The following is a 16,898-nucleotide window of genomic DNA, read 5'->3' on the forward strand; positions in this document are numbered from 1 at the left end:
CTACCACCCAACGCAAAGTATTATTTGAGAATGTTTCGTTAAATTAAATCCACAGTAAAGTTTCGTATATAAAAAAAGCCCTATCTTTTAAGTTTTCTTTAAGTTTTCTTTAGTTTTTATTTCACCAATGGTTTGCCCTAAACTCTCGTTATTTGTACTGTGAAACAATCACAAGTCAAATTTCAGAGTTCTCATCTAAATTCATGAAAAAATGAAATCATTAGTAAAAAAGATTATCGTTTTCTTAGGTTTATTTATGCTCGGATTCTTTATTGGGCAACACATCGCAAAAGCTCAGAATGCGTCCTCAAGCCTGCTTTGGGAGATTTCGGGAAAGGATTTGAAGCAACCTTCTTATCTTTTTGGTACTTTTCACGTACTCTGCCCTCAAGATTTGATGCTAACAGAGGCAATTAAAAGCAAAGTAAAGGCTTCTCAGCAATTAGTGTTAGAGTTGGACATGGACGACCCTAATTTAATGACAGAAATGCAAAAAAGCATGGTCATGTCCAACGGTAAAACCTTGAAGGAGTACTTGAATGAAAAAGACTATGCTGTCGTTGAGCAGTTTTTTAAAGACAGTTTAGGGCTGCCCTTAGACCAATTAGCTACTTTTAAGCCTTTTATGCTTTCTTCTATGCTCTATTCCAAATACTTAGGCTGTCAGACTGCCTCTTGGGAGATGACTTTGGTACAGTTAGCCAAAGCACAAAATGCAGAAGTACTGGGCTTAGAAACCATAGCAGACCAAATGAAAGCCATAGATTTTCTGCCTTATCCTATGCAAGCAAAATCGCTCTTGGAAAGTATTACGGAATATGAAAAATATAGAAAAGAACTCCGAGAAATGCTCTACCTCTACAAAAACCAAGACATAGAAAAGTTGTATGCTATTAGTATTGATTACTTTAACAAAGAAATGCAAGGCATGGAAAAGGTGATGTTAGAGGACAGAAACCGCAATTGGATTCCTAAGATAGAAAAAATGTGTAAGGAAAAACCTACATTTTTTGCCGTAGGGGCAGGGCACCTTGGCGGGGAAACAGGAGTCATCAGTCTGCTTAGAAAACAAGGCTACACGGTCAAGCCTATTGAGAACAAGCAAGAAATAAAAAACAATACCACAGTTTCAGAAAGCAATGCAAATCAGCACAATGAAATAGCTAAGTTACTGATTCGCAAGTGGAAACCTGATGAGAGTGTTATTCCCCAAATGGTCGAAGATGTCATAGAGGGAGTTAGAAAACGAGATGCAGGGCAAGCCAAACAGTTGGAAGGGCAAAAAATGCTATTAGCACAGATGCTGAGCAATGTTACCACAGAGTACAAAACTGATAATACTTTCTTTGTAGATATTCCTAACAATCCTCAATCAGGCACTTGGAAACTTTCCGAAGATAGCAAGCAGATTATCCGTAAAGATACGAATGGAAAAGAAAGTGTCAATGAAATTTTAGAAATTACAGACAAAAAGTTGGTAGTGCTAAACAGTGATAAAAAGAAAATAGTTTTTATTGCTTTGTAAGTACTTAGATTAGCAAAAAATTAGCAATTCTACCTTTTAAAAAAGTGGAATTGCTAATTTTTAATTTTGTCTTACCCTACTCAATGCCTCTTTTAGCACCTCCTCCTTGCTACACAAAGAAACCCGAACATACCTGCTGCCTTTCTCTCCAAAAATAAAACCGGGAGTAATAAATACGTACTTTTCATAGAGCAGTTTATCGACCAATTCTCCCGCATCTCTCAGATTATCAGGAATTTTTGCCCAAATGAACATTCCTACTTGCTGCCTGTCGTATTGGCACTGCAAGGCATCTAAGAGTTGGTAAGCAATTTCTCGTCTTTGTTTATAGATGGCATTTCTTGCTTCGTGCCAAGCTATGGGATTCTGGAAAGCCTTGACTGCAGCAGCTTGCATGGGGAAAAAAGTACCGGAGTCCACATTGCTTTTAATCGTCAAGACGGCATCTATGTAAGGTTTTGCCCCACTAAGCCAGCCTATTCTCCAGCCTGCCATGTTGTGTGTTTTGCTCATGGAGTTCAGTTCCAAAGCTACCTCTTTTGCCCCCTCGATAGACAGCAAACTGATAGGTGCTTCCTGATTCAAAATCAGGCTATAAGGATTATCGTGGCAAAGCAAAATTTTCTTTTCTTTGGCAAAAGCTACCAATTTTTCAAAAGTCCTACGCTCTGCTTTCGCTCCTGTGGGCATATTGGGGTAGTTGAGCCACATGAGTTTTACTTTCTTCAAATTCATATTATTTAAAGCCTCAAAATCAGGTTGCCAATTTTGATTCTCCAACAAAGGATAATAAATCACTTCTGCCCCTACCATCTCCGATACCGCAGCGTAGGCAGGATAGCCCAACTCAGGTACAAGTACCTCATCTTCAGGGTCTAAAAATGCCAAAGAAATATGCGTAATCCCCTCTTTTGAGCCAATCAAGGGGAGAATTTCTGTATCAGGATCAAGCGAAACAGTATAAATATCTCGATAAAAATCTGCCATTGCCTTGCGGAGAGCGGGAATACCCTTATAAGGCTGATAGGCATGGTTATTAGGGTTGTTAGCAGAGCTAACCAATTCATCTATCGTAGCTTGCGAAGGGGCAAGGTCAGGGCTTCCAATGCCCAAGTTGATGACAGGCTTGCTTTCTGCTTGCATTTGGCGAATTTCCGCTAACTTGACTGAAAAGTAATATTCTTTGAGCGATTGAAGCCGCTTTGCTTTTGGAATAATCATGAGGAACGTACTAAAAGTCTATTGCTTTGAAAACTGAGCCTCAAAATTAGAGATTCTACTTAGATTTTGATACGAGTAGGTGTTTTAATTTTTTAATCATGTTTCCCTTTCTTTGTAAAATGTCATGAGAAGGCAAGGCATATTTACCTAAAAATATCAAAGGCAAGTAGAAGAAAATAACAAGCACCGACATCAGCAAACCGCCAATAGTCCCTGCGGCAAGAGCAAACCAAAAGGGTTCGTTTTGTCCATAAATCAAAAAAGGAATAAAACCTACTACAGTAGAAAGCACGGTAAGCAAAATCGGAATAATTTTATGGTGATAGGCTTTTAAGTATAGCTTTAAACTCGTCTGCTGTGGGAATAATTTTTTTAGGTGATTAAACTCTGCAATGATAAATATGCCTGCATTCACTACAATACCGCTTAATAAGATAAAAGATGCATAGCCACCTTGGTCAAAATTGAAATCAAAAAGATAAAAGGTAGTAAAAACTCCAATAAAAGAAAATGGAATCAGCAATATTAAGGCGAAAGGTTGCCACAAAGACTCAAAGGTAATCGCACAGATAATATAAATTAGCAAAATTACTAAAGCGATTAGTCCGTATTGTTTCTTTGCATTTTCAAAATACCAGCGGTAACTCATTTTTTTGGCTGAGTAACCCAAAGGAAAAATGGCTTCCATTTCTCTCAATTTCTCATCTAAAAATTTTTCTCCGAAATTGGCACTCCCGAAATACTCAAAGCTAATCATTCGCAAGTATTGTTGGTTTTCTTTGTGGATTTCTGAGATAACTTTTTCTTTTTTGACCTCAGCTATATCTGCGAACTTTGCAGGCAGGATAATTGAGCTATCTTGATTTTGACCTACTACTTGGAAAGCCTTATTCTTGAGCTGCCAAACGTCAAACTTTGACACTTCAGAAGGTATAATTTTGATAGGGATATATTCCCCAGTAAGCAATTGGTAGAAATCAGGGCGGGGAAGTACATTTTGTTTTTCTAATAGCGAATATGATTGCGTATTGTCCAAATTTTGCACTATCAATTTTTGGTGATTGATGTCAAAAATATACTCGTAAAGGTTTTTATTTCCCCACCAATTCGGGCTTTTGTTGATATTTACCTCTTGGATGCGTGGGTGTGCCTCCAATTTTTTCTTTAAAATCAGGGCTTGCCTTTCCAACTCGTTGTAATTATAGCCCCAAAGTTGTACGTTGAAAGTAGGTGTGCTGTTCTCCTCGGCATTTTGGCTGAAGCCCTGTCCTACCCCAAAGATGTCCCAACTTACCCCACTCATTTCAGTAGATAGGGCTATACAACGATTTTTCAAGATGTAGGGGAAAGCTCCCTTATCATATTCAGGTTTAAAATAAACGACGATACTTGCTTGTTGTCCGCTTTGTACGTTAGTAATAAATCGGTCTATTTCAGGAAATTGGGTAAGGTAATGCTCAAACTTGAGCATGATGTCGTTCATTTGGACTAAGGTACTTTGATTAGGCAAACCTGCTATTAAGTAAAGGGCTGTTCTTTCAGGTTTGGAATAATAGGATTTTTCGTAGGTATAATGCACAAAAAGCCTTAAAGTCCCTCCTAAAAGTTTGTTAATATAAGGTTGTATGTTCTCTACATAATATTCACTTCCTAAGATTTGGTTATAAGATTTTGCCCAAAAACTTTCTCCTTCTATTTTATTTGGTAAAAAAAATACAGGTAAGCCGAAAAGTAAAATAATAAAGGTAATAGCCGCTTTGCGAAAACGAAAAAGAAAATAAAGGATAGAGGTGTAAAATTTTGTAAAGAGGATTACTCGTCTTTTTTTCCTTTGGAAAAGTGAAGACTTCCCTTCAAGGGAAGCCTTCGCTTGGTTTAAAAAACCTTTTTCTATCACCGCAGGAATGAAAAATAAAGCCACTGCTAAGGAAACACCAAGCGTAATGACCATAACTAAGGCAAAGTCAATCAAATCTATGCGGTTCTCCTCAGGGAGAAAATAGATGACACTAAGTCCTGCAATCGTAGTTAAAGTAGCCCCTAAAAGTGCAGTAAAAACGTGTAAGTTTCTATAACGGCGATAGTGGTCTATCATCACTATCATATTGTCCATAATCATTCCCAGTGAGGTAGTTATCGCCGCCAAAGAATAGAGATGAATCTCTACTTTGAAAAAGTAAAACAAGATGAAAGCTAAAGCCAAGTTAGCAACTGTACCCACAACAATCAAAGTAGTATAAGCAAAATTTCGGGTAGTAAGTAACACAAAAAGTACCAAAATAAGCACCGCCAAGCCTGATTGTACGCTTATTTTATTCAAATTTTCTTGGATATATTCCGTAGCATCATAGTCGATGCGAATATGATAAGTGGGAGGTAGTTGGCGATTAAGCTGGGTTAAAGTCGCTCTAATTTCTTTGGCTAAGTTAAGTTGGTTTGCCTTACTATCGGCTGTGATAGTTAGGTTTACTGCATTTTTCCCATTGATGCGATAGAACGAAGTAATAGGCTGTTCTTCTTTGCTAATTTTTGTTACATCAGTAAGATAAATTATTCTTTGACCTATTTTTTTGATAGGAATACTGTTCCAAATTTCTGTTTCTGCCCCACCCCAAGAGGAAGATGTATTGTTTTCAAGTCCTTCTCTTACAGGGAAGGATTTAGCTTGGGGCAGATTTGGGTTTAAAACCACCCCTAAGCGAGAGCCATCTGCTTGCAGGGCTACCCCTAAGTTTTGTTGCTGAAAATGCTGCCTAACTGCTTGCACTATGTCGCCTTCTTGTAACCCAAAGTAAGCCAACTGCTCCGTTTGATAACGCAGTACCCATTCTTGCCTATTTCCTCCTGTAACGTTGATTTCATAAATCCCTTCTATTTGAGCCAATTTGGGCTTAATTTGTTCTTCTGCATAAATTTGCAAGGCACTTTGGCTTATATTCCCATTGAACTGTAAGGTCATCAAAGGTTTATACTTATCTGCTTGGTCTGGGGTATGCAGGCGAATGGTAGGATAAGAAAGCTCGACAGGCAAGGCGGGATACAACTGCCTGATAAGCATAGCTACTTCAAAACGAAGTTGGCTTATATCCGCCTTTTTATCAATAGAAAGTGTAATGTAACCCGAGTGATACTGTGATACCGAACTTACTTTGGTAATGCCTTGCAAAGTGCTAAATGCCCCTTCTAACTTGGCTGTTACCAAACGCTCTATGATGTCTGGAGAAGCAGAGGGCATGGTATAGCTGATAGTTAGGCTATTTTGTCCCTGCGAAGGATTGAGCTGTACCGATAAGCGGGGCAGGAGTGCCAAACCCGCTAAGGTAAGCAAGCAAAAGGACATCAGGATAGCGAAACTACGTTTTTGCATCTATGCGTTAATCTGGAATCTTTTAATCTGGAATTTGAAATGATAAGTCTGAGATAAAATACAAACTATATTAAACCATATCAAACTATTTCAAACAACCTCAAACCCTTATCAAATATAAAACACAGAAAACTTACTAAACCAATAAAAAGCAAGCAAAAAGTAAAAATTAGTAACCTTTTCCTATAAAAATAGGAAAAGGTTACTAAAAATCTTCCAACAATTCTATCTTACTTTGTAGCGTACTTTGGTACTTAGTTAAGTGAATTTTGAGTTCTTAAAATTATCAATCTTTAAAAAGTCAAATTTAAAAAATTTAAAAACATGAAAAATCATAAAAAGTTAGCAAAGGGAGTATTGGCACTCTCTATGGCTCTAAGTCTGGGTACAGCTATATTTATTGATACACATCTGGCTACAGCAAAAACCAAAGAACCTAATAGGACATACAATAGAGAGTGGTATTGCTGTGAAGGAAGTCCCACTGATTGCTTAGATTATATTGGCTGCCCTAAATAGTTAAAAATCTCAAAACTTAATTTTTAAAGAGTATCTCGTAGGTATAGAGATACTCTTTAGCTAATATCAACAAATGTAATTGAAAATATGAAAATCCAAAAAACTAAATATCTCATTCAATTCATGTTTGCAAAGATAGTTTTTTTTCTCATAACTGTTCTTTTTTATTCCTGTCAACAGCAAGCCAAAGAGAAGTTAGAATCTACTAATACCGAGTGGATTAATCTGAATTCTGAGCAGCTTTTTAAACTAAATAATTACTTTTCTGAAAAGCAGGCTACTTTGGAACAATCTGAGATTATCAATATTCCTATAGACTCGGTAAGTTTAAATTATAGTTTGTATCCTGTATATTACGATGCAGATACAGCACATTACTACATTACAGCCAACAGGAATCTACATAGTTTAGATTTCTATGACCTTAGTAAAAAGCGATTAGCTAAACGTATAAGATTTGCTAAGGAAGGGACTGATGGAGTAGCAGGTCTAAGTTTTTTTCATATAAAAAACTTAGATACACTTATTTTTCTTCCTAAAAATTCAAAACATGCTATAATTACAGATTTAAAAGGCAAGGTATTAAAACGTACTTACATTGAAATAGATGATGAAGATGATTTAAGACATTCTATGGGTGCTCCCCTTGCATTTAGAGATAGTATGCTAATTGTTTCTAAAATGAAAATAAAACCTCCTATGTCTTTAGTAGGCATTAATACAATGTGTGGCATAAACATACATACAGGCAAGGTAACAGAATACGGACCTCGCTTACCTATTGCTTTCAAAGAAAAACAAGCACCTGTTGGCAAAGAATCTCCCCTCTTTGCTTTAGTGGATAATAAAATTAATGTTCGTTTTGGTTTGCTTTCTGTTATTTATCAGTATAATATGGAAACAGAGGGAATGAAGGTTATTCCTCTTAAAAGTAAATTTCAAAAGCAGCCAATTACTTTATCAGAATATACAGACTTTGTAAACATGGTTCATGAAGTAGGGGAAAAGCAAGATTATGAAAAATCAAGCTATCAGAAACTAATGTATGACCCTTATAGAGAAGTCTTTTACTCTGTTTTTGTGGAAGGTATACCATTGATAGACGAGAAAACAGGTAAAAAAAATGACTACGAAGACCGCCCTATCTCCATCATCATTGCTGATAAGGACTTTCGCTATCTGGGGGAAAAATACTTAGGAGTGGGATATTTTAGAAACTTCTTAGTTACTAAAGACGGATTACTCGTATCTAATGCTCACTCAAAAAACCCTCATTACCAAGAAGATGTACTTAGTTTTACCCTTTTCAAACTTAAATACCAAGAATGAGAAAAATAATTTTAATGCTCCTCATACTCTTGAGTGCTTGCCAAGCAGACCAAAGCATAAAGTGGGAAAGTGCCTTAGCAAATCTAAAAAAGGAGTTTAATTTTTCTCTGCAAGAGGGCTATTGCTTAGTCATTTCCTTTGAGGGTTGTTCTTCTTGCAGGCGCAGAGCTATTGCCTTCTTAGAGAAAAATTTTGCTTACCCAAATATAGTATATATTCTATCAGCCAAGCAAAAGCGTATCATTGGGTTTTCTGTAAGCAAAGAAGCCTTAGCCAATCCTAATGTGCTGATAGATACCAACTATCATGCACATAGTTTGGGGTTGGTCAGTGATTTTCCTACACTTTATCACATTAAAAACGGTGTAATAAAGGAAGTCAAAACGCTTTCCGCTACAAACATTGATGAAGAACTACACCTTTTAGAGCTACGTTTGCAAAAGAAACTCCTATGACCCTCCTCCACTCCCTCTGGAATGCTACAAGTAATGATGAGCTGGGCATTGAGCAGTAGATGGGTTTGAGAGCTACCTAAACTATTAGTTGTTTTTTCCCACTTCCCTGCTTTTTAACATTTCCCTATTTGCAAAAGTGGCTAAGTTTGCTTAGCTTTGAATTACTGCAAATAAATACTACACGCACATAGAGAGGTTACACACAGATAGTTCCTTTTACTAAAACCTTTTTTCTTTCCTATGTTAAATCCTGCAAATCCGCTCACTAAAACTGAGCAAAGAATCTTTGAAGTGATTGGAAGTGGCATTATTAGCAACAAGGCTATTGGGAACAGGCTGAGCATCAGCCAGCATACTGTCAAGAACCATAAAGAAAACATCAAAGCAAAATTAGGGGTACAATCTTGCAAAGATTTGCTTCAGTTAGCGGTGCAAAATGCCCTCAAAAAGTAAAAATTAGTAACCTTTTCCTATTTTTATAGGAAAAGGTTACTAAAAATCTTCCAACAATTCTATTTTACTTTGTACTGTACTTTGGTACTTACGTAAGTTATTGTTGCAATTTTAAAATTAAAAACCTTTTTGGAATTTTAAATCATTTAAATTTATGAAATCAAATCGCACCGTCGCACGGTTGAAGAAAATTGGGATGATTGCCTTGTTTTTGGTAACGGGTAGCCAAGAGCAGGTAATGAAAATGTTTGGTGAAAGCCCTGCCCCTGTTTCTAATGAGGCAAAGGCGCAAACTTATAATCCAACGAATTATTTTATATTCTCTTACTGCACTATACCAGCAGGAGGATATTGGTGTTACCCATGTTTTCCAGGACCTCGTGTTGGAGGACAGTGTGTAACCCAAGGCGGAAATTGTTTGACATACAGTTCTTGTGGATAAAAGCCTAATTAAAACTACTAAATTATTTCATTTTACCTAAAACCAAGATGATAAATAAAATATTAATCTTGGTTTTACATACTTTTAAAAAGATTTATGCAAAACACATTATTCTATGTCTTAATCACCCTATCAACAATAAGTACATTTTATTCTTGCAACACAAGTAAAGAAGCAAATAGCCATAATAACTATCAATTAGTGTTAGCTGATAGCATCTATTTTCCTATAGATAGTTTGACTTCTTTTAATAATGGAAATGATGTATCTTATAAAAAGATAGAAGGCAAAGACTACCTCATCATACTCAATAGAAAAATTAATGCTATACAAATGCATGATTTGGAATCCAAAAAGATGACCAAGCGTATTTATTTAGAGCAAGAAGGACCTAATGGAGTAGGCATTCCTTCTTATATTCTCTTCCAATCCTTGGATTCTATTTTTGTACTATCAAGTTTTTTATATAAAATTTCTTTAGTGAATGCAGAGGGAAAACTATTGCAAAAGTATTCATTGCTTAATGCAGGTGTCAAATTTGATGAAGCAACAGGACAAGCTCCCAAAGTTCCAGAAGATAGCTATGCAGGATTACCACAAGGAGGCACTAATACAATGTTCATTGTGAATAATGAGTTATATATGGGTTGCATCCCAAGCATTACTCCATTTATAAAAGAATTTTATACAAAAGGGCAAGTAGGATTGAAACTAAATTTGAGGACTAAAAAAATCTCCTACTTTATGCCTTATCCAGAGGTATATCGCAAGAAAATGTTTTTCCCATTAGCTTATCTTACCGAATTTGGTTCTGCTTATAATCCAGATAAAAATACCCTCACGTACAGTTTTCCATGTGATGCTAAGGTATATGAAATGGATTTGAATACCAATAAAATAGCATCTTATCAGGCAAGTAGTGTTTATTTTAAAGAAATAGAGATATTTTCAACTAATCCAGCAGAAGACCCCAATAGAGCAGAAAAAGAGTTTGATTTTGCAGTGAGCCATCCACATTTTGAGCGAATTAGGTATGACCCTTATCGCAAAGTTTATTATCGCAATATCTTTCTCCCAAATGATAAGAAAAAAGAAAAAAATGATTGGCATCCTTACGTAAGGTCTAATTATATCATTTTAGATGAAAACTTTAAGGTATTAGGAGAAACCTTATTGCCAGAGTATGTAGGTTCAAGCTATTACTTTATCAATGAAGAAGGCTTATTCTTGCAAGGGCTTTCCAGAAATGAAGATGAAATTTGTTTCTATCGCTATGAACTTGTTAAAAAATAGAACCTTATGAAAAAAGTTTTCATTTATCTTCTGTTACTTTTGTTAGTTGCTTGCCAAAGTCCACCTTTTCAAGACAAGGAGAACAAACTCAAAAAAATGCTTGCCAACTATCAAAAGCCCTCTATTTTGGACAAGCAGGTCTATCTCATAACCATTACAGGCGGTTGTGGCGGTTGTATGCAAGTAGTAGCAGACTACATCAAAGAAAATATCGCAGATGAAAAGCATTACTTTATTGTCAGTTGTCCTTCTCAAAAAGAGGTAAGTTTTACATTTAACTATCAAATAAGGCATCATGCTAACTTCTTGATAGATAACCAAATGATAGCAGTGAGAGATGAATTGGTAGGAGATATTCACCCCAAAGTCTATTATTGCAAAAATGGGAATATCATAAATGAAGAGGAAATTACTTTTACCAATGCAAAACAAGTATTTGCTAACATTAAAATCTTCTTAGATAGGCAATGAAAACTATTTTATTGATTCCTTATTTTTTTGAAAGTCATTTGTATCCTACCTTCCAAACAGCCAAAACCTTACAAAATCAAGGCTATCACGTAGTTTATGCGATTCATGGAGCATATCATATACATACAAAATCACAAGGATTTGATAGCGTAGAGTTAGGCGGACTTCCCTTTGGCTATGGCTTTGAGAAAGATAATAGAGAGTTTGAAAAAAGTACAGATTTGTACTTGGACATACTCCTTGACAAAATTACCAATCGTATCTATGAGGACAGAAAAGCAAAACTTACCAAAATAGTAGAAGAAGTGCACCCACATTTGATTCTGATAGATACATGGGCAAGCACAGATTTTATTATCCTCTATCCCCTTGCTCAGAAATATGGTATTTCGCTTGCCTTTATGCACCTCATGCTTTCTACTTATCGCAAGCAACATTCCTCACCACTTTTTACCCCATTTTTACCCAATGAGAAAGAAGTCATACAAAAAACATGGAAACAATTGGCTTGGCAAAAGAAAAATCATAATTTCAAACAAGCTATCAGGTATTTAGGGCATCACGATAGCAAAAAAATAAAGCAAAAATTTAAAGAAAATCTCTTGCCTGACAAACATCAGATTTTATGGGAAGAAAATCCTTATAACTATGCCTTTGCAGGTGTGCCAGAGTTGATATTTTCCGCAGAAGAATTGGAGTTTCAGCCTTCTGAAAAGCGCCCCCATCAGCAGTATTTGGGTGGAATTATCTATGCCAATCGCAAGCAAACTGATATAGATGAAAAGTATGAAATAGTTTTGAGCCAAATCATAGAGAAAAAGCAACCTTTGATGTATTGTGCTTTTGGGACACTACAAAAGAAATTTGTAGGTAGGATAATTTTATTTTTACAAAAACTGTTTTTTGTTTTTCAGCAAAACCCTCCTTGGCAACTCATCTGTACGGCAAGCAGGGAGGTCAGAGATGCCTTCCAAAACACAGAATTACCTAATAATATTCATCTATTAAGCAAAGTCCCCCAATTAGCCTTATTGCCCAAAGTAGATGTATTTATTACGCATGGCGGTTTAAACTCTATTCAAGAAGCATTACATTTTCAAGTCCCTACCTTAAATTACCCTCTGAATTTGGATTGCGACCATGTAGGCAATGCCGCCCGCATCTTTTACCACCGCTTAGGGCTTAGAGGCGAGATTAGCCAAGACAGTCCAAAAGAAATAGCAGAAAAGATACAAGAACTGCTCACCAATCCCATTTACAAGCAAAATCTACAGGCTTTTAAGGAGAAAACGGAGGCAAAATATACAGAGGAAAGAGTGCTGACACTTTTTGAGGAGTTGATGAGAGAACCTGCTTGGGTTTAGGTAAAAAATCTATTAAAAAAACAACCATAACATACATCATTCCAAAGCAAAATACAAATCTTGTATGTAGAAACCATATAAAACTTAAAATATTAATAATCAACAAAATAATTCATAATTCATAATTCATAATTCATAATTCATAATTCATAATTTTCTTGTTAAAAAGTTTGCAAAATACAAAATGCTTACATATAATTGTAGGGTACTTTGGTACTTCGCGAAGGCATTATCGTAAACGTTACTTTTTTATTTTCAAACGCTTAAAAACATTTAAAATTTATGAAATCAAAATTGAAGAAAATTGGTAAAATAGTTATGCTTCTTCTGGGAAGTAGCCTATTGAGTATTGGCACCATAGAAAGTGTAGATGCTGGTTGTGAAAAGGGTAAATATCCATCAGGAGATTGTGTAACTGAAAATGGTATAACTTACTGTAAATACTCTACAAGCACAGCATGCTCAGTACCTGTATAAATCAATAGTAGGCAAAGAGTTAGAGAAAATGAATCTCTTTTCTAACTCTTTATTTTTTATTAATGACATTAAAAATTTTACTATGCATAAATTCATTTTTTTTTATATTAGTTTCTTTTTTATTATATTTTCTCTATATTCTTGTAATACTAATAAAGAAAAGAAAGAACAACATAACAACGATATATACACTTTTAAAAAACAAGGTATTAAATCTTTTTTGTTAGACAGTGTCACTGCACCACACAGTACATGTATTCAGTACTTAGAAAACTTTTTTTTAGCAGAAAAGCAAGCTGATTTTTTAGCTACATTAAATATGAATGATAACAGCATCATATTCTATGATTATGAGATTGGGAGTATGAAAAGTAAAATAAAGTTTTTTAAAGAAGGAGAACAAGGTGTAGGGAGTATATTTGGCTTTTCTATTATTAATCAGGATTCTATATTGATACATCGATATCATGGAATGCAACTTTATTTGGTAAATAGCAAGGCACAGGTATTGAAAAGCTATAAACTTTCCTCTGATAATTTCCCTTTTTCTGTATTCCCAGCAAGTACCTCTAACCCAATCAATAAAATACATAATTACGTGTATATGAATAGTGATGGGAAGCTTGACCCCAATAATGCAAAAGTAGACTTAAAAGGCATTGTGGCTTGCATAGATATAAACACTGGAAAAATCGTTCCTAAACTTTACTACCCTGAAATTTACAAAATTGGAATATGGACTCCTGAGTTTTTGACCTCTTATCATACTCCTCCTTTATTTAAGGAGCAAGTAGTTTTTAGTTTCCCTATTATAGATTCTATCTATGTGACCGACTACAATGATTATGTGGGAAAGTATTATGCAGGCAGTAAGTTCCAAAATTCGCCTATAAAACCACTCTCTACTCAACTTGGTAGTGGCTTGCCTCCTTATGAGCAGAGAGAAAAATATCGCCTCTCTCAGCTATACTATGGTGCTATTTACTATGATGAATTTCAAAAATATTACTATCGCTTTTGCTTTCTACCAATTAGTGAGTCTGATTATGTATCAGGAGTTCCTCTGAAGAGTAAGGAGCAGAAAGTGTCAATTATTATTTTGGATAGCTCTTTTAACAAAGTAGGTGAGGTTGATTTAGAAGCATATAAGTATAATCCGTATATGGTTTTTATTAACAAAAATGGTTTACATATTGCACTTAAAGCTAATGGAAATGAAGATAACCTTATTTTTGAAATCTTTAAAGTAGTAAAAAAATAAATAACAATGTGTCGTGTTTTTTGGGTAATCATACTTTTACTAATTTTTAGCTGTAAAAATAGGCAAGAAGTATTGCAAGAAAATTTTGAAAAAACTTTGCGTTTAATGCATAACAATAATATTTCCCAATACAAAGCATATCTCGTTATTCCCAATGCTGGCTGTGAGGGTTGTATTAGTTCTGCGGAGAGATTTGTGATAGATAATATTAAGCAGGAAAATGATTTAATGGTTATTTTCACAAAGATAAATTCGATGAAAATATTGAAGCTAAAAATTAAAGAAGTTATTAACAGCCCTAATATAATTTTTGATAAAGATAACCTGATGTACTCGAATCATGTGGAATCCATATATCCCATGATTTTTTATGTGAAGAATAGCCAGATTAGCAATATGGAATACATAAGCCCTGATAATGTCAATGGTCTAACAAATCTTAAAATATCGTTAGCAAGCCAAGATTCATTCTAAAAATGTCTAATAAAAATTTATGCTTATTTTTGATTTACAATTCATACAGCCACCTTAACGCTGTGTTTGCTATTGCAAAAATTATTAAAAATTTGGACAATGATGCTGTTTTCATTTCAAGCAAGTATAATAAAAACCACATAGAAAATCAAGGTTTTACGTTTAAAAATTTGCTTTCTTTGCCTTTTGCAATGAGTTTTGAAGCAGATTTAACTCAACATGAACAAAAAAGTAGTGCTTACTTAGACAACCTCATAAACCGCCTTTCCTTCCGTATTTACCAAGACCGAAAGAAAAAATTAGAAGCTCTAATAGAGGAAATAAAGCCTAATGTCATTTTTTTAGATTCTTTTCTTTCTACTGACTTTATTATCCTTTACCCTCTTTTAAAAGCCAAAGGCATTAAGTTAGTATTTTTACAAACTATGCTATCTACCCTTTACAGCCAATATTCTCCGCCCCTTAATACCAGTTTAACCCCTGAAAATCAAAAATTAGTAAAAAAAGCATGGAGTAGCTTATTAAGGCATAGAAAAAAGTTGCTATTCAAAGATAAAATCAGGTACTTAGGTAAAGATGACTTAAGCATGGTCAAGCAAAAGTTCAAAGAAAATAAGATTCCTGAAAAGTATAAAATTATTACAAAAACTTCATTCAGAATTAGTTTTGCTGATATTCCAGAGTGGATACTTGCCCCAGCAGAGCTGGAGTTCTTTCCCGAAGGAAAAGCCACTTGGCAGACCTATATAGGGAGCATGATAGACTTAAATCGTAAAGAAGTTGGAGATGAAAAATTTACAGTTATTGAAAAGCAAATTTCTGCACTTCAATTAGAAGAAAAAAAGATAATTTATTGTTCTTTTGGTACACTATACGATAGCCAAGAACAAGAAGTAATGATGTTTATGGAAAATCTACTTCATATTGCAAAAGAGAAAATAAACTTTCAATTTGTAATTGTACTAAAAGAAAACCTACAAGCCAAACTTGATAAAACACCTAATAACATACATCTTTTTTCCCAAATCCCTCAGCTATATATTTTGAGCAAGACAGACCTATTTATTACACATGGAGGTTTGAACTCTGTGAAAGAAGCATTACACTTTATAGTTCCTATGCTTATCTATCCACTTAATTGGAATTACGACCAGCTTGGCAATGCCGCCCGAATCTTTTACCACCGCTTAGGGCTTAGAGGCGAGATTAGCCAAGACAGTCCAAAAGAAATAGCTGAAAAGATACAAGAACTGCTCACCAATCCTATTTACAAGCAAAATCTGCAAGCCTTTAAGGAGAAAACAGAAACAAAATATACAGAGGAAAGGGTGCTGACACTCTTTGAGGAGTTGATGAGAGAACCTGCTTGGGTTTAGGTAAAAAATCTATTAAAAAAACAACCATAACATACATCATTCCAAAGCAAAATACAAATCTTGTATGTAGAAACCATATAAAACTTAAAATATTAATAATCAACAAAATAATTCATAATTCATAATTCATAATTCATAATTTTCTTGTTAAAAAGTTTGCAAAATACAAAATGCTTACATATAATTATAGCGTACTTTGGTACTTAGCTAAGTGAATCTGGAATCTGAAAATTATCAATCTTTTTGAAATTTTAAATCATTTAAATTTATGAAATCAAAATTGAAGAAAGTGGGAATTCTTGTGCTATTTTTCCTTGGCATGGGTATGCACTTTGTTAGTAATAAGTTGATTAATAATGTAAAAGCAGATATACCCGAAGGAAGAACACCGACTCCGCTCTCAGGTCATTGGTCGCCTTCAGTATGCCCAACTTTATGGCAAGGAATGCATAAACCAGCGTGTTATATCACAGACCCTCAAGGACCATGCGATGTAAGGCGCAGATGCCCCACTGCACCTTAAAATCTTAATCTTAAATCTCAAACTAAGTTATTATGAAAAAAATATTGTATCTTGTCTTGTTGCTGATGGTAGCGAGTAATATTACTCCAAATTTATCTAACCAAGTAACTGCCCAGAATAAGGAAGGAATAGAGAATAAACGACATGAGTTGGGTCTATGTTACAAAGATGATAAAAATGATAGAGACGTAAGAGCTGGTTGCATTCATCCAGATGATTCAGGGCCTTGTTATCGCTATCAAGCCTGTAAATGGTAGAAAATTTTGCTAACATTAGAGAGTAGAGTGGCAACCCACAACTACTCTCTAACTTAAGATTTAGTTAAATAATTACGATTTATTTTCCTCT

At 34.9% G+C, this 16,898-nt stretch carries 16 protein-coding genes; 14 read left to right on the forward strand and 2 right to left on the reverse strand.

What is annotated here, in order from left to right; all coding sequences use genetic code 11:
• Nucleotides 1-211: 211 nt before the first annotated feature.
• Entirely contained in the window at nt 212-1,525 is a 1,314-nt protein-coding gene (locus tag BM141_RS09705; protein ID WP_091544628.1) for a TraB/GumN family protein, read from the forward strand.
• A 60-nt stretch (nt 1,526-1,585) separates the two neighbouring features.
• Here the strand turns inward: BM141_RS09705 and BM141_RS09710 are convergent, their stop codons facing one another.
• On the reverse strand, nt 1,586-2,746 hold the full coding sequence (locus tag BM141_RS09710; RefSeq protein ID WP_091544631.1) for a pyridoxal phosphate-dependent aminotransferase: 1,161 nt from the start codon (nt 2,744-2,746) through the stop codon (nt 1,586-1,588).
• Between the two features lie 55 nt (nt 2,747-2,801).
• A complete protein-coding gene (locus BM141_RS09715) occupies nt 2,802-6,113 on the reverse strand; it encodes an efflux RND transporter permease subunit (protein WP_091544634.1) in 3,312 nt (1,103 codons plus the stop codon).
• Nucleotides 6,114-6,437: 324 nt separating this feature from the next.
• Here BM141_RS09715 and BM141_RS09720 point away from each other — a divergent pair, with 324 nt between their 5' ends.
• The 13 genes from BM141_RS09720 (at nt 6,438) to BM141_RS09785 (ending at nt 16,807) form a co-directional block, all read left to right on the forward strand.
• A complete protein-coding gene (locus BM141_RS09720) occupies nt 6,438-6,632 on the forward strand; it encodes a hypothetical protein (protein WP_091544638.1) in 195 nt (64 codons plus the stop codon).
• Between the two features lie 87 nt (nt 6,633-6,719).
• Complete coding sequence (locus BM141_RS09725) at nt 6,720-7,961, forward strand: DUF4221 family protein (protein WP_091544641.1); 1,242 nt, start codon at nt 6,720-6,722, stop codon at nt 7,959-7,961.
• Complete coding sequence (locus tag BM141_RS09730; RefSeq protein ID WP_091544644.1) at nt 7,958-8,416, forward strand: hypothetical protein; 459 nt, start codon at nt 7,958-7,960, stop codon at nt 8,414-8,416. The genes BM141_RS09725 and BM141_RS09730 overlap by 4 nt, the downstream gene beginning before the upstream one ends.
• A gap of 240 nt (nt 8,417-8,656) precedes the next feature.
• On the forward strand, nt 8,657-8,869 hold the full coding sequence (locus BM141_RS09735) for a response regulator transcription factor (RefSeq protein ID WP_091544648.1): 213 nt from the start codon (nt 8,657-8,659) through the stop codon (nt 8,867-8,869).
• 181 nt (nt 8,870-9,050) lie between these two features.
• Complete coding sequence (locus BM141_RS09740) at nt 9,051-9,311, forward strand: hypothetical protein (protein ID WP_221407660.1); 261 nt, start codon at nt 9,051-9,053, stop codon at nt 9,309-9,311.
• A 96-nt stretch (nt 9,312-9,407) separates the two neighbouring features.
• Nucleotides 9,408-10,604, forward strand: coding sequence for a DUF4221 family protein (locus tag BM141_RS09745; protein WP_091544654.1), 1,197 nt, complete (start codon nt 9,408-9,410; stop codon nt 10,602-10,604).
• 6 nt (nt 10,605-10,610) lie between these two features.
• Entirely contained in the window at nt 10,611-11,075 is a 465-nt protein-coding gene (locus BM141_RS09750) for a hypothetical protein (RefSeq protein ID WP_091544657.1), read from the forward strand.
• Nucleotides 11,072-12,439, forward strand: coding sequence for a glycosyltransferase (locus BM141_RS09755; protein WP_091544659.1), 1,368 nt, complete (start codon nt 11,072-11,074; stop codon nt 12,437-12,439). The genes BM141_RS09750 and BM141_RS09755 overlap by 4 nt, the downstream gene beginning before the upstream one ends.
• Nucleotides 12,440-12,721: 282 nt before the next feature.
• Nucleotides 12,722-12,916, forward strand: coding sequence for a hypothetical protein (locus tag BM141_RS09760; RefSeq protein ID WP_091544662.1), 195 nt, complete (start codon nt 12,722-12,724; stop codon nt 12,914-12,916).
• Between the two features lie 220 nt (nt 12,917-13,136).
• Nucleotides 13,137-14,177 carry a DUF4221 family protein gene (locus BM141_RS09765; RefSeq protein ID WP_221407661.1) on the forward strand — a complete coding sequence of 347 codons (1,041 nt, stop codon included), beginning with the start codon at nt 13,137-13,139 and terminating at the stop codon, nt 14,175-14,177.
• 503 nt (nt 14,178-14,680) lie between these two features.
• On the forward strand, nt 14,681-16,027 hold the full coding sequence (locus BM141_RS09775; protein ID WP_221407662.1) for a glycosyltransferase: 1,347 nt from the start codon (nt 14,681-14,683) through the stop codon (nt 16,025-16,027).
• A gap of 289 nt (nt 16,028-16,316) precedes the next feature.
• A complete protein-coding gene (locus BM141_RS09780) occupies nt 16,317-16,550 on the forward strand; it encodes a hypothetical protein (protein WP_143090874.1) in 234 nt (77 codons plus the stop codon).
• A gap of 32 nt (nt 16,551-16,582) precedes the next feature.
• Nucleotides 16,583-16,807: a hypothetical protein gene (locus BM141_RS09785; RefSeq protein WP_091544674.1), complete on the forward strand. Its 225-nt coding sequence runs from the start codon at nt 16,583-16,585 to the stop codon at nt 16,805-16,807.
• Nucleotides 16,808-16,898: the final 91 nt, after the last annotated feature.

This window comes from Thermoflexibacter ruber, from assembly GCF_900113045.1.
GTDB lineage: Bacteria > Bacteroidota > Bacteroidia > Cytophagales > Thermoflexibacteraceae > Thermoflexibacter > Thermoflexibacter ruber.

Coding starts and splice junctions, on each gene's coding strand:
- BM141_RS09715 (WP_091544634.1), bottom strand. CDS start 6,113: ATGCAAAAACGTAGTTTCGCTATCCTGATGTCCTTTTGCTTGCTTACC.
- BM141_RS09725 (WP_091544641.1), top strand. CDS start 6,720: ATGAAAATCCAAAAAACTAAATATCTCATTCAATTCATGTTTGCAAAG.
- BM141_RS09750 (WP_091544657.1), top strand. CDS start 10,611: ATGAAAAAAGTTTTCATTTATCTTCTGTTACTTTTGTTAGTTGCTTGC.
- BM141_RS09730 (WP_091544644.1), top strand. CDS start 7,958: ATGAGAAAAATAATTTTAATGCTCCTCATACTCTTGAGTGCTTGCCAA.
- BM141_RS09755 (WP_091544659.1), top strand. CDS start 11,072: ATGAAAACTATTTTATTGATTCCTTATTTTTTTGAAAGTCATTTGTAT.
- BM141_RS09785 (WP_091544674.1), top strand. CDS start 16,583: ATGAAAAAAATATTGTATCTTGTCTTGTTGCTGATGGTAGCGAGTAAT.
- BM141_RS09745 (WP_091544654.1), top strand. CDS start 9,408: ATGCAAAACACATTATTCTATGTCTTAATCACCCTATCAACAATAAGT.
- BM141_RS09735 (WP_091544648.1), top strand. CDS start 8,657: ATGTTAAATCCTGCAAATCCGCTCACTAAAACTGAGCAAAGAATCTTT.
- BM141_RS09705 (WP_091544628.1), top strand. CDS start 212: ATGAAATCATTAGTAAAAAAGATTATCGTTTTCTTAGGTTTATTTATG.
- BM141_RS09710 (WP_091544631.1), bottom strand. CDS start 2,746: ATGATTATTCCAAAAGCAAAGCGGCTTCAATCGCTCAAAGAATATTAC.
- BM141_RS09720 (WP_091544638.1), top strand. CDS start 6,438: ATGAAAAATCATAAAAAGTTAGCAAAGGGAGTATTGGCACTCTCTATG.
- BM141_RS09760 (WP_091544662.1), top strand. CDS start 12,722: ATGAAATCAAAATTGAAGAAAATTGGTAAAATAGTTATGCTTCTTCTG.